Annotated in this window: 31 protein-coding genes; 2 read left to right on the forward strand and 29 right to left on the reverse strand. The window is 38.6% G+C overall.

Going from position 1 to position 26,254, the window contains the following annotated elements:
* Nucleotides 1–534 precede the first annotated feature (534 nt).
* Nucleotides 535–897 (reverse strand): single-stranded DNA-binding protein, encoded by a 363-nt coding sequence (gene ssb / locus ACFX4N_RS22720; RefSeq protein WP_016765913.1) that lies wholly within the window; start codon nt 895–897, stop codon nt 535–537.
* 96 nt (nt 898–993) lie between these two features.
* Between ssb and ACFX4N_RS22725 the strand changes: the two genes are divergently transcribed.
* Both ACFX4N_RS22725 and ACFX4N_RS22730 read left to right on the forward strand, forming a co-directional pair.
* Entirely contained in the window at nt 994–1,431 is a 438-nt protein-coding gene (locus tag ACFX4N_RS22725; RefSeq protein WP_014457773.1) for a YwpF-like family protein, read from the forward strand.
* A gap of 523 nt (nt 1,432–1,954) precedes the next feature.
* On the forward strand, nt 1,955–2,377 hold the full coding sequence (locus ACFX4N_RS22730) for a helix-turn-helix domain-containing protein (RefSeq protein ID WP_025752508.1): 423 nt from the start codon (nt 1,955–1,957) through the stop codon (nt 2,375–2,377).
* Between the two features lie 28 nt (nt 2,378–2,405).
* Here the strand turns inward: ACFX4N_RS22730 and fabZ are convergent, their stop codons facing one another.
* The 28 genes from fabZ to ACFX4N_RS22870 form a co-directional block, all read right to left on the reverse strand.
* Complete coding sequence (fabZ, locus tag ACFX4N_RS22735; protein WP_013059788.1) at nt 2,406–2,840, reverse strand: 3-hydroxyacyl-ACP dehydratase FabZ; 435 nt, start codon at nt 2,838–2,840, stop codon at nt 2,406–2,408.
* An 83-nt stretch (nt 2,841–2,923) separates the two neighbouring features.
* Nucleotides 2,924–3,745, reverse strand: a complete 822-nt coding sequence (locus ACFX4N_RS22740) for a flagellar hook-basal body protein (protein WP_192100754.1) — start codon at nt 3,743–3,745, stop codon at nt 2,924–2,926.
* 23 nt (nt 3,746–3,768) lie between these two features.
* Nucleotides 3,769–4,593, reverse strand: coding sequence for a flagellar hook-basal body protein (locus ACFX4N_RS22745; RefSeq protein WP_057275283.1), 825 nt, complete (start codon nt 4,591–4,593; stop codon nt 3,769–3,771).
* 114 nt (nt 4,594–4,707) lie between these two features.
* The gene (gene mreB, locus ACFX4N_RS22750) at nt 4,708–5,709 is read right to left on the reverse strand and encodes a rod shape-determining protein (RefSeq protein ID WP_013059791.1); all 1,002 of its coding nucleotides are present in this window, start codon (nt 5,707–5,709) and stop codon (nt 4,708–4,710) included.
* 186 nt (nt 5,710–5,895) lie between these two features.
* Nucleotides 5,896–6,159 (reverse strand): sporulation transcriptional regulator SpoIIID, encoded by a 264-nt coding sequence (gene spoIIID, locus ACFX4N_RS22755; RefSeq protein ID WP_013059792.1) that lies wholly within the window; start codon nt 6,157–6,159, stop codon nt 5,896–5,898.
* A gap of 275 nt (nt 6,160–6,434) precedes the next feature.
* The gene (gene spoIIQ, locus ACFX4N_RS22760; protein WP_028409695.1) at nt 6,435–7,265 is read right to left on the reverse strand and encodes a stage II sporulation protein SpoIIQ; all 831 of its coding nucleotides are present in this window, start codon (nt 7,263–7,265) and stop codon (nt 6,435–6,437) included.
* A gap of 162 nt (nt 7,266–7,427) precedes the next feature.
* A complete protein-coding gene (gene spoIID / locus ACFX4N_RS22765; protein ID WP_013059794.1) occupies nt 7,428–8,450 on the reverse strand; it encodes a stage II sporulation protein D in 1,023 nt (340 codons plus the stop codon).
* A 162-nt stretch (nt 8,451–8,612) separates the two neighbouring features.
* Nucleotides 8,613–9,917, reverse strand: coding sequence for a UDP-N-acetylglucosamine 1-carboxyvinyltransferase (gene murA, locus ACFX4N_RS22770; protein WP_013059795.1), 1,305 nt, complete (start codon nt 9,915–9,917; stop codon nt 8,613–8,615).
* A 31-nt stretch (nt 9,918–9,948) separates the two neighbouring features.
* The gene (locus tag ACFX4N_RS22775) at nt 9,949–10,689 is read right to left on the reverse strand and encodes a YwmB family TATA-box binding protein (protein ID WP_013059796.1); all 741 of its coding nucleotides are present in this window, start codon (nt 10,687–10,689) and stop codon (nt 9,949–9,951) included.
* 160 nt (nt 10,690–10,849) lie between these two features.
* The gene (locus ACFX4N_RS22780; RefSeq protein WP_013059797.1) at nt 10,850–11,086 is read right to left on the reverse strand and encodes a DUF1146 family protein; all 237 of its coding nucleotides are present in this window, start codon (nt 11,084–11,086) and stop codon (nt 10,850–10,852) included.
* Nucleotides 11,087–11,360: 274 nt separating this feature from the next.
* Nucleotides 11,361–11,765: a F0F1 ATP synthase subunit epsilon gene (locus ACFX4N_RS22785; RefSeq protein WP_013059798.1), complete on the reverse strand. Its 405-nt coding sequence runs from the start codon at nt 11,763–11,765 to the stop codon at nt 11,361–11,363.
* Nucleotides 11,766–11,791: 26 nt separating this feature from the next.
* A complete protein-coding gene (gene atpD / locus ACFX4N_RS22790) occupies nt 11,792–13,213 on the reverse strand; it encodes a F0F1 ATP synthase subunit beta (RefSeq protein WP_013059799.1) in 1,422 nt (473 codons plus the stop codon).
* Between the two features lie 36 nt (nt 13,214–13,249).
* Nucleotides 13,250–14,107 carry a F0F1 ATP synthase subunit gamma gene (locus ACFX4N_RS22795; protein WP_013059800.1) on the reverse strand — a complete coding sequence of 286 codons (858 nt, stop codon included), beginning with the start codon at nt 14,105–14,107 and terminating at the stop codon, nt 13,250–13,252.
* A gap of 105 nt (nt 14,108–14,212) precedes the next feature.
* A complete protein-coding gene (gene atpA, locus ACFX4N_RS22800; protein WP_013085461.1) occupies nt 14,213–15,721 on the reverse strand; it encodes a F0F1 ATP synthase subunit alpha in 1,509 nt (502 codons plus the stop codon).
* Nucleotides 15,722–15,736: 15 nt separating this feature from the next.
* Nucleotides 15,737–16,282: a F0F1 ATP synthase subunit delta gene (locus ACFX4N_RS22805; protein WP_013059802.1), complete on the reverse strand. Its 546-nt coding sequence runs from the start codon at nt 16,280–16,282 to the stop codon at nt 15,737–15,739.
* Complete coding sequence (locus tag ACFX4N_RS22810) at nt 16,279–16,797, reverse strand: F0F1 ATP synthase subunit B (RefSeq protein WP_013085463.1); 519 nt, start codon at nt 16,795–16,797, stop codon at nt 16,279–16,281. The genes ACFX4N_RS22805 and ACFX4N_RS22810 overlap by 4 nt, the downstream gene beginning before the upstream one ends.
* Before the next feature lie 102 nt (nt 16,798–16,899).
* On the reverse strand, nt 16,900–17,112 hold the full coding sequence (atpE, locus tag ACFX4N_RS22815; RefSeq protein ID WP_013059804.1) for a F0F1 ATP synthase subunit C: 213 nt from the start codon (nt 17,110–17,112) through the stop codon (nt 16,900–16,902).
* Nucleotides 17,113–17,202: 90 nt separating this feature from the next.
* Nucleotides 17,203–17,913 carry a F0F1 ATP synthase subunit A gene (gene atpB / locus ACFX4N_RS22820; RefSeq protein WP_013059805.1) on the reverse strand — a complete coding sequence of 237 codons (711 nt, stop codon included), beginning with the start codon at nt 17,911–17,913 and terminating at the stop codon, nt 17,203–17,205.
* Between the two features lie 18 nt (nt 17,914–17,931).
* Nucleotides 17,932–18,303: an ATP synthase subunit I gene (locus ACFX4N_RS22825; protein ID WP_013059806.1), complete on the reverse strand. Its 372-nt coding sequence runs from the start codon at nt 18,301–18,303 to the stop codon at nt 17,932–17,934.
* 6 nt (nt 18,304–18,309) lie between these two features.
* A complete protein-coding gene (locus ACFX4N_RS22830) occupies nt 18,310–18,531 on the reverse strand; it encodes an AtpZ/AtpI family protein (protein WP_013059807.1) in 222 nt (73 codons plus the stop codon).
* 297 nt (nt 18,532–18,828) lie between these two features.
* Complete coding sequence (locus ACFX4N_RS22835) at nt 18,829–21,021, reverse strand: S8 family serine peptidase (protein ID WP_057275282.1); 2,193 nt, start codon at nt 21,019–21,021, stop codon at nt 18,829–18,831.
* A 68-nt stretch (nt 21,022–21,089) separates the two neighbouring features.
* Nucleotides 21,090–22,241: a non-hydrolyzing UDP-N-acetylglucosamine 2-epimerase gene (gene wecB, locus ACFX4N_RS22840; protein WP_025601419.1), complete on the reverse strand. Its 1,152-nt coding sequence runs from the start codon at nt 22,239–22,241 to the stop codon at nt 21,090–21,092.
* Nucleotides 22,242–22,263: 22 nt separating this feature from the next.
* Complete coding sequence (upp, locus tag ACFX4N_RS22845; RefSeq protein WP_013059810.1) at nt 22,264–22,893, reverse strand: uracil phosphoribosyltransferase; 630 nt, start codon at nt 22,891–22,893, stop codon at nt 22,264–22,266.
* 213 nt (nt 22,894–23,106) lie between these two features.
* On the reverse strand, nt 23,107–24,351 hold the full coding sequence (locus tag ACFX4N_RS22850) for a serine hydroxymethyltransferase (RefSeq protein ID WP_013059811.1): 1,245 nt from the start codon (nt 24,349–24,351) through the stop codon (nt 23,107–23,109).
* Nucleotides 24,352–24,468: 117 nt separating this feature from the next.
* Nucleotides 24,469–25,020, reverse strand: coding sequence for a TIGR01440 family protein (locus tag ACFX4N_RS22855; protein WP_029319400.1), 552 nt, complete (start codon nt 25,018–25,020; stop codon nt 24,469–24,471).
* 35 nt (nt 25,021–25,055) lie between these two features.
* On the reverse strand, nt 25,056–25,517 hold the full coding sequence (gene rpiB / locus ACFX4N_RS22860) for a ribose 5-phosphate isomerase B (RefSeq protein WP_013059813.1): 462 nt from the start codon (nt 25,515–25,517) through the stop codon (nt 25,056–25,058).
* A gap of 80 nt (nt 25,518–25,597) precedes the next feature.
* Nucleotides 25,598–26,026 carry a low molecular weight protein arginine phosphatase gene (locus ACFX4N_RS22865; protein ID WP_013059814.1) on the reverse strand — a complete coding sequence of 143 codons (429 nt, stop codon included), beginning with the start codon at nt 26,024–26,026 and terminating at the stop codon, nt 25,598–25,600.
* A gap of 50 nt (nt 26,027–26,076) precedes the next feature.
* A complete protein-coding gene (locus ACFX4N_RS22870) occupies nt 26,077–26,232 on the reverse strand; it encodes a hypothetical protein (protein WP_328143026.1) in 156 nt (51 codons plus the stop codon).
* Nucleotides 26,233–26,254 lie beyond the last annotated feature (22 nt).

Genomic DNA, 26,254 nt, shown 5'->3' on the forward strand with positions numbered 1-26,254 from the left:
ATAGAAGCTGAAACAAAAGTATTTTAGTTGGAGGAAGATCCGAACGAGTTTGATTCTTGATGGAGAATCAAACTCGTTCGGATTTTTTCATTGGTAGGGTGGACGTAGGTTTCATATATGTAGGTTCTTCTAGCTGTTGAGCGGAGGGCAAAGCGAAGACTCCTGCGAGAAAAGCAGAATAGATGAGACCGCGCGCAAGTGACGAGGAGGCTCATCGGCCGTCCGAGGAAAGCAAAGCCTTGCACGGAAATCAACAGTGGTGTAACAAGTGATCCATACTAGCTCACCCCATTTGTTTGTCTTTAGATTGCATTAATTCAGTTATGTCTCAACCTCTTATATACAGCAAAAAAACCGTTAAATGATTTAACGGCTGAAATAGAGGAATAGTTCGGGGGTAGTGAATACTTTAGTTTTCTCTCTTGAGAACATAGAAAGAGCCTTGCTCTTAAAAAGGATCTATCTTCTATTATGATAGATAAGAGGAATTAAAACCTTAGCTGAACTAATCACCCCCTTTCATACTAGATAACTTTATTCTTCTTGTTGATTTGAATCAAATGAAGAAAAACCGGATGGCTTTCCACTTAAAAACTTAACAGCATCAGCCACAACGTCGGTCATATATACTCGTTGCTGAAGATTATTTTCAAATGTGCGCGTTTGTACACGCCCTACCACACCTACAACCGCTCCTTTATCACAGTAAGCAGCCGTATTTTCTGCATTTTTTCTCCACAGAGTAATGTTGACAAAATCAGCATCATATTCACCTTCAACATTTCGAAACGTTCGATTAATTGCTAAAGTAATAGTAGATACTGCAATCCCTTCATGGGTATATCGAAGCTCAGGTTTTTTTGTCAGTCTTCCTACAAGAACAATATGGTTAATCATAGTCTACCACTCCAACTGATTGAATAATGGGAATCTTTAAGCTCATTCATGTTATAATATGGATAACCTACTATTTACGTAAAGGAGGAAACATCAATGAAAACATTTAAACTTGTGTCATTTCAATTGGTTGATGATCAAGAAAAGCGTCAGTCTGTCTCACTAACTAATGGCCTTATTATTAATAAAGAAGACGGCGAAAATAACTGGATTTTAGAAGCAGTTATCGATAAGAAATGGTACGATGAATTTCATGTTTTGTTGAAAGATAAACAAAAAATGACGGTAGAAGCTAAAATTACGAAAGAAACAAATGATCCGGCTACCTTTATAGCTACCGTGGCTTCCATTACTTCAATTGGTGAAAATCGTATTAGTTTGTTGATGAAAGGTGTTTTAAAAGAACGGAGACTTCATTATGCTGAAATGCTCTTAGAGGATTTAATTAACCAAGGGTTATCAGGTCAAGATTTACTTCAACAGTTCAAACTGCAGCTTCGAAACAGACCGATAAAAAGTACATCTAAAAAATAAGTCAAGTCATCTCAAGGTGTCTGGATTTAAAAGAGAGGATTATTGTTTGCGGTCTTTTTCGTTGGTCCATGAGAAGGGTAAAGAAAAGAGAACTCACTGGAGAGGTACCTTTCTTTTTTTCCTAAAAATAAATGAGCACAACTAGAACGTTTGAAGCGATTATCTCTTATGCGAGCGCCTTGCCTTTTCAAATAAAAATTTGTCATTTTTTCACTCCTTTTTCTTTGTAATTCGTATATTAATGCATTTTTCCCCGTTATTCAACCATTTTTTTCAATATACCGAACAAAAAATAGGATTTTTTCACTATAAAAACCTCTATTTTTGTTCTTTTTTTTATATCCATGCAGAAAAATGAATCTTTTTAGAGAAAAAAAAGAAATAAAAACAGGTTTTATTCCCTTTATTGCAGAAGGTAAAGTGTATATGTTTCATATTGTGCGAATTCAGCATGTTACAAAGAACATGAACTACATTCGAACAATAAGACATATACTTATCTTTACGAAATCAGGTGATGCATATGAAGGATTTTGGAGAAAGAATTAAACATTTCAGACTAAAAGGAGGGTTTTCACAAGAAGAATTAGCAAATCAGTTGAATGTTTCTCGTACAACTATTTCAAAATGGGAATGTTCGAAACAAACGCCTTCCATTTTTGATTTTCTATCTCTATGTAATTGTTTTCAAATTACGCTGGACCAACTTATTGAGCCTTCCTCTTATAAACAAGATCATTTACATGACTTCCAACTTCTTTACTTAACAAGAAAATGTGAATCGGATTCACACGACGAGACCATTTTAACCCTCATAGATAAACAGCCCTTATTGAAACATGTGCTCTTACAATTTTCATCTCTGTCACCAACACTTCAAAAAGAGTTGCTAACGGATATTATACCTTTATTAAAGAAACTTTTTTCTGCTTTGCAGCGTCAATAAAAAAAGCTGCATCAGCAGCTCTTATGTACTATTCTTTTTTATCGCCTAAAGCAAACATAATATCTGTTTCGCAGACTAACTCTCCATCTACAGTTGCGATACCTTTTCCTTTGCCAATAGATCCACGCGCACGTACAATTTCAACCTCTAAACGCAGTTGATCACCAGGTCTTACTTGCTTTTTAAAACGGCAGTTGTCAATGCCTGCAAAAAATGCTAAACGTCCTTGATTTTCTTCTTTTTTTAGCATAGCTACTGCTCCTACCTGAGCCAAAGCTTCTACAATTAAAACCCCTGGCATCACAGGATAGTCAGGGAAATGCCCGTTAAAAAATTCTTCATTGGCAGATACGTTTTTTAAACCAACTGCTTTTTTTCCCTCTTCCACTTCTAAAATGCGATCGACCAATAAAAATGGATATCGGTGTGGAATAATTTCTTTAATTTGTTCAATATCAAGCATAAATAAGTCTCCTTTCAAACCGCATGTAACATACGATACTATTATCAATATACAGAATGCTCAATTGAGAAGCAACTACTTGCTTAAGCTCTGATTCCATTAACCAAGCCCATCATTTGATCTGCAATTGAAATAGAGCGGGAATTAAATTGATACGCACGTTGAGCAATGGACATATCAGTAAGTTCTTTACTCAAATCTACATTTGACTGTTCCAATTCCCCTTGCTCTACGCCTGCTGTTTCTCGAGCTTTTCCAGTCAAATCTGTAAACATATTCGGTTGGTTCATCCCTGCTGGAAAGGCAAATAGATTTTCTCCTTTAGCTTCTAGCACCTGCGGCTTTTGGACATTTGTTAACCCAAGTGTAAACTGGTCAACGCCCGTATTCGTAGTAACCGTTATCGTTCCACTTCCATCAATTTGTATATCTTTGAACGCGTTATTGAAAATAATAGCTTGACCATTTTCCCCCAGCACATCCTGACCAGAACCGTTTACTAATTTAACATCGTTCGGGCCTTCAGGGCTAAGATGAAAAGAACCATCTCGCGTATACTGTACAGGCTGTTGGGAATCGTTTACGGCAACTTGAAAATAAACGTTTGGATTAGATGCAGCTACATCTAATAGTTTATCTGTATTCTGAAAAGCACCCTGCGTCATATTCAAGCTCGTTTGATCTAAATAAGCGCCTGTGCCTTGCCGAATTCCGGCTGGCGTAAGCCGCTTTTCTGTTCCCTTATCTTCTTGATTGTTTACTTGTTGATACAGCATATCATTAAATGAAGCATCTCTCGCTTTATATCCTGTCGTATTTGTATTAGATAGATTATGACCAATGACATCAAGCTGCTGCTGCAGCTGTCCCATCGTATTGGCCGCTGTTATCATCGTACGGTTCATCCTTCTCATCTCCCCTGTTGCTTTTAGCGCACACGCCCAATTTCATTTGCCGCTTTATCCATGCTTCTATCGTAAGCTTGCATTATTTTTTGATTTGCCTCAAAAGCTCTGTAAGCCGTTAGTAAATCAGTCATACTTTGAGCAGCATCTACATTGGAACGTTCAACAAATCCTTGCTTTAACTGATAAGAAATGCCTGGATTATTCCTTGCTGAAGGCAAGGGCTGATTGTTCAGCGTTTCATACAATCCATTCCCTGCCTTTTTAATCGTTTGTAAGTCACTAGCATAAGCAATATCGATTTGTGCAACCTGCTGATTATTTTCCGTTACGTTGCCTTGTGAATCAACTGTAAAGTTTTCACTTTTTAGTTGAATTGGTTGATTATTTGTATTTAATACATAAGCTCCGGTAGACGTAGTTAAAAACCCTTCCTGATCTAATGTAAAATTACTGTTTCTTGTATATTGAGGCGTATTATCAGGGCTTTGTACCACAAAAAATAGTCCGCCCTCTTTTGTAGGTATATTTTGCTCCATCAATGCAATATCAGTTGATTGAGACGTTTGCTGAAGATCACCTTGTGTAAAATTTGGAACTGTTTCTTGCATATACACGCCCGTATTAATCGCACCTATGTCTTTTTTGTTCTGAACAGAGATGCTACGGTCAGTAGGTAAATCTTCAGATTCCATTCGCTGCAGCAACATATCAGGAAATGCCTTTAACGTACCTTGATCTGCTTTAAATCCTGGCGTATTAGCATTTGCTATGTTATTCGTTAATAAGTCAGTTTGACGCTGTTGAGACAGCATACCCGCTGCTGCCGTGTAAAACCCTTTAAACATACTTCATCCTCCTTACAAGTAAACGTTGTTCGTTATAGCCAGCTCAAAGAGTATAATAGATAAAAGAAGAGACTCCTCTGTATGAAACGAGCCAATAGAGGAGTCTTCATTTATTTAAACAATATTGCGACGAGATAGTTTATCAATATTATCGAGCATAATACCTGTTCCAACAGCTACACAACCCATTGGATTTTCTGCAATTAGCACAGGCACCTTTAATTCTTCCGCTAACAGCTGATCCATACCGTGAAGCAATGCTCCACCGCCAGTTAAAATAACGCCTCTGTCTATAATATCGGCAGAAAGTTCGGGAGGTGTACGCTCTAATACACTTTTCGAAGCTTGTACAATTACGCTGACAGACTCTCTAAGTGCCTCCTCTACTTCTTCAGAATAAACAGTAACCGTACGAGGTAGGCCTGAAACCATGTCTCGCCCTCGAATGTCCAACTCTTCATTACGAGCTTTAGGAAACACCGTACCAATTTTCACTTTAATTTCTTCTGCTGTACGCTCTCCGATTAAGAGCTTATATTTTTGCTTAATGTACTGCAAAATTTCGGCATCAAAACGATCACCAGCCATCTTAATAGAAGCTGCTGTTACGATATCGCCCATTGAAAGGACGGCCACATCGGTTGTACCTCCACCAATATCTACGACCATATTTCCGCTCGGCTGAAAGATATCCATTCCAGCGCCAATAGCCGCGACTTTTGGTTCTTCTTCCAAATAAATAGTTTTTCCACCGCTCTTTTCAGCAGCTTCGCGAATTGCTTTTTGTTCAACAGAAGTAATATTTGTTGGACAACAAATTAAAATGCGCGGCTTGGATAAAAAACCTTTTACATTTAATTTGTTAATAAAGTGTTTGAGCATAGACTCTGTAATTTCGAAGTCAGCGATAACACCATCTTTTAAGGGACGAATGGCAATAATATTACTGGGCGTTCTTCCTACCATACGTCTCGCTTCTTCCCCTACTGCTAGCACTCTATTTGTATTTTTATCAATCGCCACAACAGACGGTTCATTTAACACAATTCCTTTGCCTTTAACGTGAATTAAGACGTTAGCTGTACCTAAATCGATACCAATGTCTTTTGCTAACATACCTTAAATCCTCCTTCTATTTACATATCTTTGCATGATAACCATTCTTTTTTCCTAATTTACTATTTTATCACAATTTGTATATGTATGTTGTTATTAGCAAAAATATTTATTATATACCTATTTTATCCAAAAAATAAAATGCCCTATACTACCTCTATAAAAAAGGCAATATTGGGCATTTTTTCATTTTACAGTTTCTTCTTCCTTTTTGTATTTTAATTTTGTTGCTTCTCCTCCACGCAAATGCCGAATAGATTTATGATAATCAAGAATTTCTTTTACTTCATTTGCTAACTCAGGATTTATTTCTGGTAGACGCTCTGTTAAATCTTTATGGACAGTACTTTTCGAAACGCCAAATTCTTTCGCAATTACACGAACTGTTTTCTTTGTTTCTACAATATACTTTCCAATCTTGATAGTTCTCTCTTTGATGTAATCGTGCACACTACTCGCCCTCCCCAAATTGGATATGAGAAGTATCCAAGGGAATGTATATATTATCCCTTTTCTAACATTCTCTTTATAGGTTTGTAACAGTTTATTAGCTTGTGTGCAGATATATGCTAGAAAAGTCAGTAAGGACAAGTGATTTCTTATATTTTTTTGAAAATTTAGTGTTTTTTATTTACTTTTTTAACATAATGCATCTCATTTTAGAAAAATTCATAAAAAAAGAAGCTCGATTTTATCCAGCTTCTTTTCATATTTATGGTCTTGCCTTATGCATTTGGTTTAGACGTATCTGTTGAAGGTTGTTTTGAATCTTTATCTTCTTTAGTCTTTTCATCAGATGATTTTTCGCTATCCTTTGATTCTTCAGAAGAAGAGTCGTCTTTTGGTTCTGTCACTTCAGCTGCTTTGACTTCTTTGATAGAACTAACAGATTTCCCAAAATAACTGCTTGGATTAATTGCTACACCATCTTTACGAACTTCAAAATGCACATGTGTTTTTGCTTCTTGATTATATAAGCTTTTTCCAGCTTTTGCGATCGTTTGGCCTTGTTTAACAATATCTCCTACTTCTACATCAGCTTTCTCAAGAGATTGATACTGTGTGACTAAACCATCTTTATGATCAATTTCTACTACATAACCTAGTAAAGGATCTTTTGTTGCTTTTGTTACTGTACCGCTAGCTGCTGCTACAACATCAAATGATTTATCTCCCTTAACAGCTAAGTCAACACCTGTATTTGGATGATACGTATTGTTGTAGAAAACTAGTGCTTCTTCTTGCTGTTTTTCAGATGCTTGATCGTCGTAGAAAGGCTTTTTCACGATAGCTGATGCTTCACTAGCAACTGGCATTTTTAAATTTTCAAGCGAAGCATTTACCTCTACAGCGTCGTCTCGATAAGCCGTACCGTCTTGGCTATAGCCGCTTTTGTCTTCTTTGCTAATATCGTTTCCATTAGCTTGAAACCAAAGGACTGCTGTAAGAATAATTGCTGCACTCGCTAAATAGATAGCCGGGAACACCCAACGCTTTCTAACTAATTTTTGAACTTTCGATTTTGGAGAAGTACGTTTCTTTTCTTCCTCTCTCATATATCATCACCTCAGCAATCAGTCTGAACACAATTGAATGAATATATACACAGCGATAAAAAATTTTTTTCGATTATTTTTCAACAGATGAATCTAAAATATACATTTTATTTAAAAAAAGTGAAAACCATAAAAAAAGACCCTGCTATAAGGGTCTTTGAATTAGCGTTTAGCTGTCAATTGTGCAACAAACTGATCGTTAGGGGTAATCGCAACACCTGTATAATAATGAGTAACAATATCTTTATACGTTTTTCCTTCCAGTGCCATACCATTTGCTCCGTACTGACTCATCCCAATACCATGTCCATATCCTTTTGTGTTGATGATAATTTCATTACCTTTTTTTGTCCAATGAAAGTCGGCTGACGATAAACCCAGTTTTTCCCGAACATCTTTTCCCGACAGTTCTTTACCGTTTATCTTTACGTAATCTACGCGCTGCCCCGGCGTTCTAGAGACGATTTCACCTACTGATCCACTGTTTGTTAATTTCACTCCAAGCCTCTGTTCAAAGCTAGCAACAGACATTACTTTCTGATTTGTAAATTCAGGGGACTTTTTATCCCATGGACTAGCTACACTTTTTAGATAAGGAATGGAATTCTTCCAATACGCTTCTGAATTTTCAGTGTAACCATTGCTGGTAGAAAAGAACGTAGCATTAATTGGCTTATTTTTATACGTAAGAATTTGACCTTGGGTGTCCTTCACTGCTTCTTGAATTTTTTTGATTTTCCAATCATAGTCTTTGTTCCATCTGCTTCTTAGCTCATCTTTATTTAAATATACTTGGTACTCTACGGTATCAGTCACATCCGCTCCTTGGGGAAGATGACTATTTCCATTCATCATAGTTTGCACAATATAGGTTCTGGCTGCCAAACTTTGAGCCTTAAGTGCTTCAAGCTCAAAAGTAGCAGGCATTTCAGCTGCTACTACCCCTACAAGATAGTCTTCGAGCGGCAGTTTTTCTACTTTTTTCGTTTCCGTACGATAAACACTGACGTCAAGAGGAGACGCTGTCACTTTTTGTAGTTTTTCGGTTTTTGGGGTCTGTTTGACATTTTCATGTAGCTTTCCATCTGTCTTTTCAGTAAAAGGAACAACGAGAAGTGTTGGGATGAGTAACACAACGAAAAAAAAGATGACTCCTAGTACGACGATTGGCTTTGCTTGTTTCATGAACGCCTAGCCTCCATATCTATTATTTTGACAAGGAACACCTATATCCCTATATTCCATATGTATGGAGGTGGACAACCTTTTATGACAGCAAACCGGCCATAAGGGTCGTCCAACGACAAAAAAAGCATCTCGCTATGAGATGCTTTTTTTATGACATATTTATTTGACGTCTGAAGCCTGTTGAGTTTGTTCTACTTGCTTTGTTTCGTCATTTACACGTTCAATATCAGCGCCTAAAGCGGCTAATTTATTGTGGAAATTTACATAACCACGATCAAGGTGTTTTAATTCCGTTACACGCGTATAGCCGTCTGCTACAAGTCCTGCTAATGTTAACGCTGCTGCTGCACGAAGATCTGTTGCTGCTACTTCAGCGCCTTGTAGTTGAGAAGGTCCGTTAATAATAACAGAGCGCCCTTCAATTTTAATATCAGCGTTCATGCGGCGAAACTCTTCTACGTGCATAAAGCGGTTTTCAAAAACTGTTTCTGTAATCATACTTGTGCCTTCTGCTGCTAATAATAATGCCATCATTTGAGATTGCATATCCGTAGGGAACCCTGGATGAGGCATTGTTTTAATATCTACTGATTTTAGCTTTTCAGGTCCTACAACACGTAAGCCGTCGCCTTCTTCAGTAATTTCAACACCCATTTCTTCCATTTTAGCAACAAGTGAACTGATGTGCTCTGCTACTGCACCGCGTACAAGTACGTTTCCACCTGTAATAGCTGCTGCTACCATGAATGTTCCAGCTTCGATACGATCTGGAATAATTGCATGTTCTGCACCATATAATTTATTAACACCTTCAATACGGATCGTACCAGTTCCTGCACCGCGAACTTTAGCGCCCATTGCGTTTAAGAAGTTTGCTAAGTCGACAATCTCAGGTTCTTTTGCTACGTTTTCCATAATTGTAGTGCCTTCCGCTAATGCTGCTGCCATCATAATATTTTCTGTGGCACCTACACTTGGGAAGTCTAAATAAATTTTAGCACCTTTTAGTCTTCCTTCAACTTTTGCATCAATAAAACCATTTCCTACTTGAACTTTAGCACCCATTGCTTCAAAGCCTTTAAGATGCTGATCAATCGGTCTTGATCCAATCGCACATCCGCCAGGTAAAGCTACACGAGCCTCACCTGTACGCGCCAATAAAGGACCCATTACAAGTACTGAAGCGCGCATTTTTCTTACATATTCAAAAGGTGCATCTGTTTTTAACTCTCTTGATGCATCTACAACTACACGATTTGTTTCAAAATCTACTTCTGCATTCAGATGTCTTAAAACTTCGCCAATCGTAAATACATCGGAGAGAGCTGGTACATCATTTAGAATTGTTTTTCCTTCACTAGCTAATAAGGTTGCAGTGATAATAGGTAAAACGGCGTTTTTTGCTCCTTCAACTTTAACTGTACCGCTTAATCTATTTCCACCGCGGACGATGATTTTTTCCAAGGTATTCCCCTCCGCGTCCATTTTCTCTATATTAATATTCAGACGTAATGATAGGTGTGCCAACAACTATGGTTGTTTGACCGCCCATTCTTGTCTTGCGTAATGCAATTTGTAAGTTCATTTCCTGCTTTTTCGTTTGAAGAGCTTCTTTCCACAGTCCAGTATATGCTGAAACAGAGGTAAATGACTCTTCCACTAGAGATTCCACTGGTTTAGCATTGAAAGCTCGTAATAGGTCTTGAATTTCAACAGACAAAACACTTTCCATCTTATCATTGATTTCCCCCGTTGCACAAGAGAAAATTATGGGTTCTGATAGGAAAATTTTTTCATAATTTGTCTGAAATACATTTTGAAAATGGGTCATATTTTTTTCTTTTAAACCTTGTCCCGTTACATGATACGATATGTACGCATTGCTGTGTTCATCGATCGCATAAGTTAACAGAATGACTTCGTTCACATCTTCACTTTTGCGTGTACCTATTGCTTTCCATAGGTCTCTTTCCCTCTTCACTTCCCATTTAAAACCTCTAAAATTACTTTTAATACTTTTAGCTTGCGAATAAAAGGTTTTTTGGTCAGTAACAGCTTTTACTTCTTCTCTTGCATACAACGATACTTCAGTTAACGAAACATGCTGCTTATTTAAGGTGTGAACAATCTTCTCAATAGTAGTTTCATTGTTTTGGGCATTGCTCACATAACTTCCATGATATACGAATAAGCCAGTAATGAAAATAGCCAAAAAGACACTAATTTTTTTAAACATTTCGCCACTCCCTCTCCGTACTCATCAGTCTTTCCAGAAGGCGATGATACATACATGAAAAGGGTCGTCATATTTAGACATAGCGACATACATTAGCGTATAAATTCGTATATCTTCAATGAATGAACGTCTATTTTATCATAGACTCATAGCTTGCCAATCATTGAAAAAATGAGGGAATGCGCTGTGACCAAAATAAATAATCCAAAAAGAAATTACTTACTGTTGATGAAATCGTAATGGTCAATAAAATAAGCATTAATTTTGCTTGAAACACATGATTAGGTTTCATCAGCTTTTCAATTTGAAAGCCCTGCAAAGCATACCAAGTAATCACAATAAAAATCAAATGTGAAATCATGGTTAGTAACGTTTGCTGTTCAATTCCTCCAAACAATAAAAGCACTCCTTTTAAACACCATATGAAAAGAAGAGACGATCATCGTCTCTTCTTTTCATATTAAAGCACACTTATGCAAATTCGTAAACGGTAACATGAAAAACATTTATTTTATTCCCTATTTTAAGATCCTTTTCCATTATTGAGCAAAATAAAGAAGATGGATGCGCTTAGTTAAATGGAATATATAATCATAGATCAATGCTATTTGCTCTTCCCCTTGTGCATAATAGAGCAAAAAAGCCCTCTCATTCGTTTGAGAGGGCTTTTTTTAGAACTTACGTTGACTAATATCTAAACGATTGACTGCCCGTTTCAAGGCAATTTCAGCACGCTTAACATCAACGTCGTCTTGTTTGCTATCAAGGCGCATTTCAGCGCGCTTTTTCGCTTCTTCTGCACGAGCTACGTCAATCTCTTCAGCTGTTTCAGCAGCCTGTGCAAGAATTGTTACTTTGTCAGGTCTTACTTCAAGAAATCCTCCGCTAACAGCCACAAGTTCTGTACTGCTTGCTTTCTTCAAGCGGACGGCTCCAATTTGTAAAGGAGCAACCATCGGAATATGGCCATGTAAAATACCAAGCTCACCGCTCTGTGCTCGGGTACTTACCATTTCCACTTCTGATTCGTAAACTGGGCCATCAGGAGTCACTACACTGACATGGATTGTCTTCATTTAAAAAACCTCCTATGTCCCTTAAATTAAACTTCTACTCCCATACGTTTCGCATTTTCAATAACTTCTTCAATGCGACCAACTAAACGGAACGCATCTTCAGGTAAATGATCGTATTTACCTTCCAAGATCTCTTTAAATCCTTTAACAGTTTCTTTTACAGGAACATAAGAACCTTTTTGACCTGTAAATTGTTCTGCTACGTGGAAGTTTTGAGACAAGAAGAATTGAACGCGACGAGCACGTTGTACAACAAGTTTATCTTCATCAGATAACTCATCCATACCTAGGATTGCAATGATATCTTGTAACTCTTTATAACGCTGTAACGTTTGTTGAACTTGACGCGCAATTGCATAGTGCTCTTCTCCAACAATTTCAGGAGATAAAGCGCGAGATGTAGATGCTAATGGATCTACCGCAGGGTAAATACCCATCTCTGATAATTTACGCTCTAAGTTTGTTGTTGCATCTAAGTGAGCAAATGTTGTCGCTGGAGCTGGATCCGTATAGTCATCGGCTGGTACGTAAATCGCTTGAATCGATGTTACAGAACCTACGCTTGTTGACGTGATACGCTCTTGAAGCTGACCCATTTCCGTCGCTAATGTTGGCTGATAACCTACTGCTGATGGCATACGGCCAAGTAATGCTGATACTTCTGAACCCGCTTGTGTGAAACGGAAGATATTATCGATAAAGAATAATACGTCTTGACCTTGTTCGTCACGGAAGTATTCTGCCATTGTTAATCCTGTTAATGCAACACGTTGACGTGCACCAGGTGGCTCATTCATTTGTCCAAATACCATAGCCGTCTTCTTAATAACACCGGAATCTGTCATTTCATGGTATAAGTCATTACCTTCACGCGTACGCTCACCTACACCAGCGAATACCGAAATACCGCCGTGCTCTTGAGCAATGTTATTGATTAACTCTTGAATTAATACTGTTTTACCTACACCGGCACCACCGAATAGACCGATTTTTCCACCTTTAATGTAAGGAGCTAATAAGTCTACTACTTTAATACCTGTTTCAAGAATTTCAGCTTGTGTAGATAGATTTTCGAACTTTGGTGCTTGACGGTGGATTGGATCACGACGTGCACCTGCATCGATTGGGGCGTCTAAGTCGATTTTTTCACCTAATACGTTGAATACACGACCTAACGTAACGTCACCAACTGGTACTGAGATTGCTGCACCTGTATCTTCTACTTCTAATCCACGAACTAAGCCGTCAGTGGATGACATTGCTACTGTACGAACTGTGTTATCACCTAAGTGAATCGCAACTTCTAATGTTAATTCGATTGCAACTTCACTTGCACTGCTCGGTTTATGTGAAATTTTAAGGGCGTTATAAATTGCTGGAAGGTGTCCGTTGTCAAACTTTACGTCTACAACTGGACCCATGATTTGAGTAACGCGTCCTTTTGTCATCGTGTTCCCTCCTAACTTGCTTTTCCATTAAACTTTCTATTCTAACGCTGCCGCTCCGCCAACAATTTCCGTAATTTCCTGGGTAATTGCCGCTTGACGTGCACGGTTATATGACAATGTAAGATTATTGATAAGATCTTTTGCGTTGTCTGTTGCACTTTTCATCGCTGTCATACGAGCAGCATGCTCACTTGCTTTTCCATCAAGCAGGCCGCCGTAAATTAAACTCTCTGCATACTGAGGAAGTAATACTTCTAAAATCTCTTCTTGTGATGGTTCAAATTCATAACCAACAAGTTTACCAGAAGGTTGAAGATCTGTTAGAGGCAATAGCTTCTTCTCCGTCACTTCTTGTGAAATCGTATTGATAAAGTGATTGTAGTATAAGTAAAGTTCATCAAACGTACCGTCCGCAAACATTTGAACTGTTTGTGAAGCGATTCCTTGAATGTCAGCAAAAGCTGGCTGATCTGCTAAGCCTGTGATTTCAAGCAAAACCGGAATACCGCGTTTTACGAAGAAATCTCTCCCTACTCGTCCAATTGCAATCACACCATATTCATCAGGTGATTGATGGCGTTCTTCAATAGCTTGAGATACTTTTCGCAAAATATTACTGTTATATGCTCCTGCTAGACCGCGATCTGAAGTGATTACGATATAACCAGTCTTCTTCACGCTGCGCGCAGTTAACATTGGATGTGAAGCGCCTCTGCTGCCAAGGGCTACGCTTGAGACTACCTCTTGAATTTTTTCCATATATGGAACAAACGATTTTGCATTTTGTTCCGCTCTATTCAGCTTTGCAGCTGAAACCATTTCCATTGCTTTCGTAATCTGGCTCGTTTTTTTCGTCGATGTGATTCGAGTTTGTATATCACGTAATGATGCCAAAGGTTTCACCACCTTGTTTTAGAAGATCACGTGGTATGAAAGGTGAACAAATGTTCACCTTCACCTTATTGAAAGATTGTCTTAACATACCATGCTGACAATATATTATTCAGATGCAATAAATGTTTTCTTGAATTCTTCAAGTGCTGATTCGAATACGCCAGCTTCAGGAAGGCCACCAGTTGTACGGATTGATTCAAGTACTTCTTTACGGTTTGATTCTAACCATGTTAAGTACTCGTCTTCAAAGCGTGTAATATCTGATACTGGAACATCATCTAAGAAGCCTTTTGTTAATGCGTAAAGCACAGCTACTTGTTTTTCTACGCGAAGCGGTTTGTGTAAACCTTGTTTTAAGATTTCAACTGTACGCGCTCCTCGATTTAATTTTGCTTGAGTCGCTTGGTCAAGATCAGAACCGAACTGAGCAAATGATTCAAGCTCACGATACGATGCAAGGTCTAGACGCAGTGTACCTGCTACCTTTTTCATCGCTTTAATTTGTGCAGATCCACCTACACGTGATACAGAAAGACCAGCATTAATCGCAGGACGTACACCTGAGAAGAATAGATCTGACTGTAAGAAAATTTGTCCGTCTGTAATCGAAATTACGTTCGTTGGGATATAAGCAGATACGTCTCCTGCTTGCGTTTCAATAAATGGAAGAGCTGTTAATGAACCTCCACCTTTTGCGTCCGATAACTTTGCCGCACGCTCTAATAAACGAGAGTGCAGGTAGAATACATCCCCTGGATACGCTTCACGACCTGGAGGACGGCGTAATAGTAATGAAAGTTCACGATAAGCTGATGCTTGTTTTGTTAAGTCATCGTAAATAACAAGTACGTGCTTACCGTTATACATAAACTCTTCACCCATTGTTACTCCAGCGTATGGTGCTAAGAATAATAGTGGAGCTGGTTGTGAAGCTGATGCTGTTACAACGATTGTGTAATCTAGAGCACCGTGTTTACGTAATGTCTCTACTACGTTACGAACTGTTGATTCTTTTTGGCCAATCGCTACATAGATACATACCATATCTTGATCTTTTTGGTTTAAGATTGTATCGATTGCTACCGATGTTTTACCCGTTTGACGGTCACCGATAATTAACTCACGCTGTCCACGACCGATCGGCACAAGTGCGTCAATCGCCTTGATACCTGTTTGAAGCGGCTCATGTACTGATTTACGATCCATAACGCCAGGTGCAGCACCTTCAATTGGACGTGTTTTTGTTGTTTCTACTGGGCCTAAGCCGTCTACTGGCTGACCTAATGAGTTAACAACACGACCGATTAACTGCTCCCCTACTGGAACTTCCATGATGCGTCCTGTACGGCGAACTTCGTCACCTTCACGAATTTCCGTGTATGGTCCTAAAATAATGATACCTACATTGTTTTCTTCTAAGTTTTGTGCCATTCCCATGACACCATTTGAAAATTCAACCAGTTCTCCAGCCATGACATTGTCGAGGCCATGAGCACGTGCGATACCGTCCCCAACTTGGATAACAGTACCTACATCACTCACTTTAATCTCAGACTGATAGTTTTCAATTTGCTGCTTGATCAGCGCACTAATTTCTTCAGCTTTGATGCTCATGAATTTCACCCCTATCTACGATCTGTGTGCAAGAAGTCCTCGGTGGATCGTTTCTAATTTGCTGCTAATGCTGCCATCATAGATACGATTACCAATGCGAAGCTTCACGCCGCCGATTAGGCTTTTATCTACTATATTTGAAATATTTAACGTATGTTTTCCAACTTTAGAAGCAAATGATTGCGAGATTGCTCTTTTCTCATCTGCACTTAAAGGTTTGACAGAATAAACAGTTGCATCTGCCACGCCACGTACTTCGTTCGCTAGGAAACGATACTCTTTTACCATTTCGCTAACAATTTGAATGCGGTGACGCTCTAATAATAGAAGAACCGTATGTTGAACAGTTGGTGAAAGTTCAGCAAATGCCTCACTTACAAACTGTTTTTTTCGCTCAATTGTAATTTTTGGATGAGTTAATACATCCATTAATTCAGGTGTTTTAGCAAACACCTCTTCAACGATTTGTAGCTGGTCTTGCATTTCATCGATCATCTGTTTTTCTGTTGCTAATTGAAAAAGAGCTAGTGCATAGCGTTTGGCTACAGCTGGTTGACTCATCGTACATCCCCTACTTCTTGGATATATTCATGAATTAACTTCTCTTGATCTTGTTCAGAAAGTTCTTTTTCAATAACTTTCGACGCAATTAAAACAGATAATGAAGCAACTTGCTCACGTAACGCAGCAACTGCTTGATCTTTTTGCTGTTCGATTTCTTGTTTTGCTGCAGCTTTTAGACGCTCAGACTCTTCGCGTGCTGCCGCAATGATTTCTTCTTTTTTATCTTCTGCAGACTTTCTAGCGTTTTCCATCATTACTTGCACTTCTTGACGAGATTGCTTTAAGATTTCACGCTGCTCTTCAACAAGCTTCTTCGCTTCCTCATTTTGCTTTTCTGCTTCATCAATCTCACCGGCAATATGCTCTTCACGTTTTTTCATGATTCCCATTACAGGACCAAACGCGAATTTTTGAAGTAAAGCAAGTAGGATAAGGAACATCACTAATTGGAAAAGAATATCTCCACCATTAATGCCTGCTGCTCCTAACACAAACATGTTCGACACGGCCATGTTCACTCCCTTCAGAGACTCCACATATATAATTTACTTATTAAAGACATAAAGTAATGGCGAAGGTTCTTTTGAATGATCTTCGCCACATGTAACACATTATTATTTACCTTGTACCATGAATGCAATAACTACGGCGATAATTGGAAGCGCCTCAACTAAGGCAACCCCAACGAACATCATTGAAGTTAATGTACCACGTGCTTCTGGTTGGCGAGCTGTGCCTTCAATCGTCTTAGAAACGATAAGACCGTTACCAATACCAGCACCTAGTGCCGCTAAACCAATCGCAATTGCAGATGCTATTAAACCCATTTTATAAAGTCCTCCCTTAATATATATGATTTTGTTTAACTAAGTTTTGTTTTGTCCAAATTGGGTATTACTTGAACAAAGCTTTATAAATTAATGGTCGCTACTCACTTTGTGAGATAAATAAACCATCGTTAACATTGTGAAAATGAAGGCCTGAATTGCGCCTACAAAAATACTGAATCCTTGCCATAAAAGCATTGGAATAGCAGCTCCAATTGTACCTAAGAAGCCTGTTGTTGCTAAACCAGCTAGCAAGCTTAACAAAATTTCCCCAGCATAAATATTACCGTAAAGACGAAGGCCAAGCGTTAACGTATTGGCAAACTCCTCGATAATCTTAAGCGGGAATAAAAATGCCATTGGCTTGAAGTAATCTTTCGTGTATGCAGAGAAACCTCGCATTTTAATACCATAATAATGTGATAGTACAACTACCATAACGGCTAACGTCAGCGTAATTGCTGGATCAGCGGTTGGCGATTTCCACCATAAGTTATGGTCAATCACGATGGCAAATGGAAGACCCAACATATTTGACACAAAAATGTACATAAGTAAAGTTACACCTAGCGTCAAAAAGCGGCCACCTGTTTTCCAATCCATATTGCTATTAACGAGTCCTTTAACAAAATCTAAGACCCATTCAATAAAGTTTTGTGCACCGCTTGGCTTCATAGCAAGAGTACGAGTACATAAAACGGCAATTAAGAATACAATAACAGAAGCTACGGTAACCATAAGCAAGTTACTTTGACTAAAAGTAAGGCCTAGAAACTCTATAGTTGGTGATTCATGACCCAACTGTGTTCACCTCTCTTTCTATCTTCTACGCATATTTTGAACAACTAAATCTATGATAATGACAACGTAATACGTCATTAATCCCACAACTACACTAATAATATGAAAGGTTTTTGGATAAGAGATGGTAATCACAACTGCGAGAGCAGCTGTTGCAAATCTTACAACAGTCCCAATTGAACGGGGCTTTTTCCCCTCATCCAACGCCTGTCCAAACTGCTCAAACTTTCTTACTAAGTTCCACAAATTATACAAACTCAGGGCGGTTCCTAAAATTAAACCTGCAAAAACAGCCTTATAACTTGTAAATCCCCAGCCGAGAACGTATAATGCTAACAAATACAATATGTATGAACGAAGTCTTGGAAAAACGTGCTGCAAATCCTGCATGAATTATTAATCTCCTGAAAAAAAATGGTGGACTGTCCGCAGCATCATAAAAACACCTGCTGCTAGCCCTAAAAGAAGGCCTAAAATCAAAAATAGTGGTTCGGTGTCAAGCCATTGATCAGCCCATCTTCCAGAGAATAAGCCAATTAAGACTGAACCTGCTAACTGTGATAGAATGATTGACACTAATGCCATCGCTTGCAAAGGATGACGGTTGCGATCTTTCATAAGCTCATACCCCTTTTGCAAAATTTTCTTTTTTCCGAATTCTCTATCGTTTTTATAGCTCAATATATGATAGAAAGGCAAAAAAAATTGCTAAAAAAGGTAAAAACAGCTAATAAAATACGCAGAAATATTAACGGTTTTCACAGGTTGAAAACCTTATCATTTATATTCCCTGTAAGCATACAATAGCGTATATTTAATGTCAATGTGTTTAAGCTAAAAACTTCACAATCTCTTCTTATTGTTCACATTTCTGCCACACATAAAACCTCTTCAAATGAAAACATTTAAAGAGGTTCATTCAATCGTTATTGTACTTTGTACAACCTGCTCTTGTCTATGCTTTTTCACAAATGCAAATATTTGGTACGACCCCGGTACAAGCGATTCATCAATCGTTATTTTTCGTTTTCTCATGCCTCTTTCTACATCAACGTCAACATCTAAATACGATACAAACTGTAAAGACTGCTTATCAAAAAGAGCCACGCCTAACTGATCTGCTCCTTCAGGCAAAAACAGTTCATAGCTATACGTATTTTTCTCTTTTTCCGCTGCTACTTGCAATCCCATGACACGAGGATAATCTGGAATGCTAACCATGTACATATAAGGAAGCAAAAATGTTTCACGTGAATCATTTATTTCCAAATATCCGTCATATATACCTTTATTTTTAAAACGGGGCTGCACCGATAAAGTGACAGCTATTTCTTTTGTCTGATGGGGCTGCACCGTGACGGGTAATGGAACATCCCAGTTCACTCCTTCATCCCTTTTTGGAACGTTTAAGCGATACGTTTTTGCTTTATCAGACTGGTTATCAATTTTAAATGATAAGACTTTCTTTGATGGGCGCGTAAAAATACCGAAAGATAAAGAAGATGGATAAAATAAAGAGTCTGCTGTGACAGCTTTTGCTATTTGAATTCTCCCGGCTCCTTGTTCATATACGCGATACGTTTGGCCATTTAGCTGCTGCATTACTTTACTTGTGTTCATCAATGAAGCTTTGACTTGTTCAGGAGACCAGTTCGGGTGAGCTTGTAAAATAAGAGCGCACGCTCCAGCTACATGGGGCGCAGCCATACTTGTTCCATGCATGCGTTCATATCCCCCAGGAACTGTACTATTAATGAAGTAACCAGGTGCGACGACGTCCGGCTTGATTCCCCAAGTAGTCGTTACAGGTCCTCTTGAACTGAAAGATGTGAGCAAGTCTTGCACCACTTGCTTGCCAGTGCGTAAGTATGGCTGTTGAGACTGAATGTGTTGATTAATGGTATCACCGCTTTTTTTACTTACCCATATCACTGGAATATTTACTGACTCTTGTAGTTTACCGATTATGCTTTTTTCAGTCGGGCTATATAAAAGAACCGCTTTTGCTCCAGCCTGTTCAGCTTGTTTAATCTTTTTTTCAACCGCATTTCCTTCTGCTTTTAGCAAAATGACGTTACCCAACGCATGCTTTTGCTCTTTGGAATATTCTTCATTTATTACACGCAGCGTTTGATTAAACGTCCATGGACGAGACCCTTCTACTGGCGCCATCATAATTTTTTCTTTGTTAAATCCAATTGTTAGAAATTGAACTGTTGTCGGGGAAACAGAAGCGCCAACGGAAATAGCTTTTCCCGCTGTACCTGGAGAGCCCACGGTCCATAAACCTGGACCTGAATTGCCGCTAGATGTGACCGTTACAATTCCTTTTTCAACAGCCCGATCTAATGCTAAGCTTGTTGGTAAATCAGGACCATTCACATCATTTCCCAATGATAAATTAATAATATCTACATCATCTTGAATTGCTTTTTCGATAGCTAGAATAACACTTTCAGACGTTCCAGCTCCTCCAGGTCCAAGAGCCCGGTATGCGTAGATCTCTGCTTCAGGTGCTACACCTTTAATATTTCCATTTGCTGCAATAATACCAGCTACATGAGTGCCATGCAGAGTAGGCTCTCCTTGCTCCCGAGTGGTTTCCATCGGCTCATAATCTTTATCTATTACATCATACCCTCCTCTGTAGGTTTGTTTTAAATCGGGATGAGAATAATCAACACCCGTATCGATGACGCCTACTTTGATCCCTTTTCCTGTTAAGCGCTGATTATAAGTATCAAATAAGCCTCTTACCTGTTCTGAGCCAATGAAGGTTACGCTATTTTCTTCTGCAACCTGGTAGTTTTTAATAGAATGTGAACTAATAATAGAAGGATTATGAGATAGGTTTTCCAAATCCGAGATGGAGCCGTTTAACGAAAGTCCTGTAAACACCGTATGAAATTCGCTCTTAATCTTTATATTAGGATAATTTTTTTGTAGCTGACTTTTAAATTTGGCGAATTTTTCTTTTTTAATCATGACAATTATTGATTTTTCTTGATGATGCATTTCTTGTTTTATAGAAGGAAATGTGGGATTGAGCGACATTTGCCCTCCCCCGCTTCCCAATATAAAGCTAATCATTAACCATTTAATCCACATAAAAAAAACACCTCTCACACTATCGTGTCTCAAAGAGACACTTTTCATGTGAAAGGTGTTTAGAAATCTTACGAAAGCGGATTAAAAGCTTCCGGTCTGTTTTCACGACGGTTGAAATAGTAGCTAATAGCATCACAAATGCGTTTAGAAGCTAAGCCGTCTCCGTAAGGATTCGATGCTTGTGACATTTGCTTATATACGTCTTCATCTATTAACAGCTCTTTTGCTAGCGCATAAATCGTTTCTTCTTCCGTTCCTGCTAGTTTGAGCGTTCCTGCTTCAATTCCTTCCGGTCGCTCTGTTGTATCACGAAGTACCAATACAGGTACGCCTAATGAAGGAGCTTCTTCTTGAACACCGCCCGAATCTGTCAAAATAATATGAGCGCGCTCAGCGAAGTTATGGAAGTCAATTACATCTAACGGTTCAATTAAGTGAATGCGTGGGTCATTTCCTAAGATATCGTTTGCTGTTTCTCTAACTACCGGATTCAAATGAACAGGATACACAACTTGCACATCTTCATGTTCATCCACAATACGTTTAACAGCACGGAACATGTTTTTCATTGGTTCGCCTAAATTTTCGCGGCGATGCGCCGTTAATAAAATAAGACGATCATCTCCCAATTTCGTTAACACTTCATGCTCATATGTCTCTTTTACTGTCGTTTTTAACGCATCGATAGCTGTGTTTCCAGTCACAAAGATTCGCTCTTCTTTTTTATTCTCTGCTTGCAAATTAGCTGCAGACTTATCTGTCGGAGCAAAGTGTAAATCAGCGAGAACGCCTGTAAGCTGACGGTTCATTTCTTCCGGATATGGAGAATATTTATTCCATGTGCGCAAACCTGCTTCAACATGTCCCACCTGAATTTGATTATAAAAAGCTGCTAGTCCGGCAATAAACGTCGTAGTTGTATCGCCGTGTACAAGTACGATGTCCGGCTTTACTTTTTTCATTACGTCGTCCAAACCTTCTAATCCTCTGGTCGTTACGTCCATAAGAGTTTGGCGATCTTTCATAATGTTAAGGTCATAGTCAGGCTGAATGTCAAAAATGCTCAATACTTGGTCTAACATTTCACGGTGCTGAGCCGTTACTGTAACAATCGCTTCGAACTCCTCCGGCCGCTTTTTAAGCTCTAGCACTAGAGGGGCCATTTTAATTGCTTCTGGTCTTGTCCCGAATATCGTCATTACTTTAATTGGCTGCTTCATGTTCATCACCCGAATCTACAAATTATTTTGTACCGAATAAACGATCCCCTGCATCACCTAAACCTGGAACAATATATCCATGGTCATTTAACTTTTCATCTAATGCTGCAATGTAAATATCTACGTCAGGGTGTGCTTCTTTTACGATTTCCACACCTTCAGGAGCAGCAATTAAACACATAAATTTAATGTTTTTGGCGCCTCTTTTTTTAAGAGAGTTGATTGCTTCTACAGCTGACCCTCCTGTTGCAAGCATAGGATCTACTACAATAAAGTCACGCTCTTCTACATCATTAGGCAGCTTTACATAATATTCAACAGGCTGTAATGTTTCTGGATCACGATATAAGCCAACGTGTCCAACTTTAGCAGCTGGCATTAGTTTTAAAAATCCATCTACCATGCCGATACCAGCACGAAGAATTGGAACGATACCAAGCTTTTTCCCTGCAATAACTTTTGACTTTGTTTTGCAAACCGGTGTTTCAATTTCAACGTCTTCTAGCGGTAAATCACGTGTCGCTTCAAAAGCCATTAAGCTTGCCACTTCATCAACTAATTCACGAAACTCTTTCGTTCCCGTTTTTACATCGCGTATGTAAGTTAATTTGTGTTGAATAAGCGGGTGATCAAATACGTATACTTTGCCCATTGATATCTCTCCTTATATATAAAGATGTACACATTAAAATACCATTCAACGAATTGAATGGTACGTACTAGTAAAAACATATCTCTTGCTAATTAAATTTATACATTGCATTCATTTTACAGAAAAAAGTTTTTGAGTTCAAGCATTATTCAAAAAATGATTGAATTGCTACCACTTTCTCCATAAAAAAACAGGCACAAAGGCCTGTCTCTCTTAAAGTGATTTATACATTTCAAACTTGCTTGTTAAAGCTTCAACGCGTGTTTTAGCTTCAGCTAGCTTTTCTTCATCTTCAATATTTTTAAGCGTTAATCCGATGATAGAAGCAATTTCATCCATCTCTTCTAAGCCAAATCCGCGAGTTGTAACCGCAGCTGTACCAATACGGATACCGCTTGTTACAAATGGGCTTTGCTCATCGTAAGGAATTGTATTTTTGTTTGTTGTAATACCTACATCATCAAGTGCTTTTTCAGCTACTTTACCTGTCAAATTCATTGAACTTACGTCGATTAACACAAGGTGATTGTCTGTTCCTTCAGATACAAGAGCAAATCCTTCTTTCTTTAATCCTTCTGCTAAACGATTAGCATTGTCGATGATATTTTGAGCATAGTGCTTAAATTCATCTTGTAATGCTTCACCAAATGCTACTGCTTTTGCAGCGATAACGTGCATCAATGGACCACCTTGAATACCAGGGAAGATTGACTTATCAATCTTTTTCGCAAATTCTTCTTTACATAAAATCATACCGCCGCGTGGTCCGCGTAGTGTTTTATGTGTTGTAGTTGTAACGAAATGAGCATGTGGCACAGGATTTTGATGAAGTCCTGCAGCTACTAGACCAGCAATATGAGCCATGTCTACCATTAAATAAGCGCCTACTTCATCAGCGATTTCACGGAAACGCTTGAAGTCGATTGCGCGTGGATATGCGCTTGCACCAGCCACAATTAATTTTGGCTTATGTGTACGAGCTTTTTCTAATACATCATCGTAGTTAATACGATGTGTTTCACGATCTACGCCATATTCGATGAAATTGTACTGAACACCACTAAAGTTAACAGGACTTCCGTGCGTTAAGTGACCGCCGTGCGATAAATTCATACCCAGTACTGTGTCTCCAGCCTCTAAAACAGTGAAGTATACAGCCATGTTTGCTTGTGCACCTGAGTGAGGTTGAACATTCACGTGCTCTGCTCCGAAAATTTCTTTTGCACGATCACGAGCTAAGTCTTCTACTACGTCTACGTGTTCACAACCGCCGTAGTAACGTTTAGCTGGATAGCCTTCAGCATATTTATTTGTTAAAACTGAACCTTGTGCTTCCATTACCGCTGTTGTTACAAAGTTTTCTGAAGCAATTAGCTCAATCTTAGTACGTTGTCTTTGTAATTCATCCTTGATCGCATTATAAACTGCTGGATCTTGTTGCATTAGTTGTTTCTCCATCAAAATCCTCTCCTCATTTCGTATTCGCAATGTTCGTTATTTGTTGATTCAACTACATTGTAACATGATTTATTTAGAATAAAAAAGAAAAAATGTGTATTATTTTAATATATTTAATTACGAAAGTTCGTAAAACGCTCTCATTCCACCAATTAGTTTTGGACGCGTCTTTGCTACAGTAACATGAGCGTGTCCAACTGCGTTTAACGTACAACGAACGGGTACTGCGACATGCTTTAAATGCATACCAATGAATGTATCTCCAATATCAATACCGGCATCAGCTTTAATAAACTCTACCAAAACAGGATCTTTAAGCTGGCCATAGGCCTGTGTAGCCATCGCTCCGCCTGCTTTATGGATAGGAACAACACTAACGATTTCTAAACGCTCTTTGCGAGCTAATTCTCTTTCTACTACCAGTGCTCGATTGAGATGTTCACAGCATTGAAATGCTAAGTGGACACCCGTTTTTTTCCGAAAATCTGCTAGTGTATCAAAAATCATTTCTGCGACTTCCATTGCGCCTGCGGTTCCTATTTTTTCACCAATTACCTCGCTTGTACTGCATCCAATGACAAGTGTATGTTCTGAAGACAACTGCACTTGTGCTAAAAAATCAGATAAAACTGTTTCCAACTGCTCTTTCCATTTCGTAAGTTCAGACACGTTTTTCTTCCTTTCTTTCATTGAATACGTTCACATTATACAGTTACTGTTGCATCGCTTTGGTGCTCATACTGTTTAATTTTATTCACGCGATTTTCATGTCGGCCGCCTTCAAATTCTGTCATTAACCAAATTTTCGCAATTTCACGTGCAAGTCCCGGCCCAATGACACGTTCACCCATTGCCAAAATGTTGCTGTCATTATGTTCTCTTGTTGCTTTTGCACTGAACGTATCATGCACTAGAGCGCAGCGAATTCCTTTTACTTTATTAGCTGCTATACTCATACCGATGCCTGTTCCACAAATAAGAATGCCTCGACTTACTTCTTGGCTCGCCACTTTTTGAGCAACGGGAAGTGCATAATCCGGATAGTCGACAGACGCTGTGCATTCACACCCTAAATCCACATATTCAATATTTAATTCTTCCATTAAAGAGATAATTTCCTGTCGCAAATTTATACCTCCGTGGTCAGATGCAATAGCTACTTTCATCTTTGTTTCCTCCTCATATATACCTTCGTCTTATATTAAATTTCTGTTCATTTTAAGTCAGCAAAAATTTATGGAACCTTTTATAATTTGTCGACTATTTTGTTAATCATACGCTCTAACTCTTCTAAAGTCTGTTCGTACGTCTGTAATGATCCGCCAAACGGATCAGATACTTCACCTTGCTCGTCGGCAAATTCTTTTAGCGTAAATAATTTATCACTTACGTATGGAGCTTGGTTCAAAATCAGCATTTTATGCTGATCCGTCATCGTAAAAATATAAGTAGCCCACATCAATTGTTCTTCCGTTAATGCTGCCGAAGCATGAGAACAAGCTATGCCTTTCTGGTGAAGGGCAACTTGTGCATGAACAGAAGCTTCACTTCCATTTGAAGCGAATACACCTGCAGACTTCACGTTTATTCCATCTATCTCTTTAGCTTTGAGCAACGCTTCTGCCATAGGGCTGCGGCACGTGTTTCCTGTACATACAAATAAGATGTTTTTCAAGATACATCCTCCCTTGCTTTCACTATGTTCGACTATGTTGATATTCCACCCTATTGTATCTCTATTGCTTGCATAAATCCAGTTAGCTTTTCCGGGTATTTTTTATTCATTACCGCTTCATCCATCTCGAAAAAACGACTTCGCTTTCCTTCTTTTATCGCTGCAATCCAAAAGAAGCAAAAAAAGACCATAACCTGAATGGTCATGATCCTTTACCTATTTATATAG

The sequence above is a fragment of the Priestia sp. YIM B13551 genome, assembly GCF_042787905.1.
Classification (GTDB): domain Bacteria; phylum Bacillota; class Bacilli; order Bacillales; family Bacillaceae_H; genus Priestia.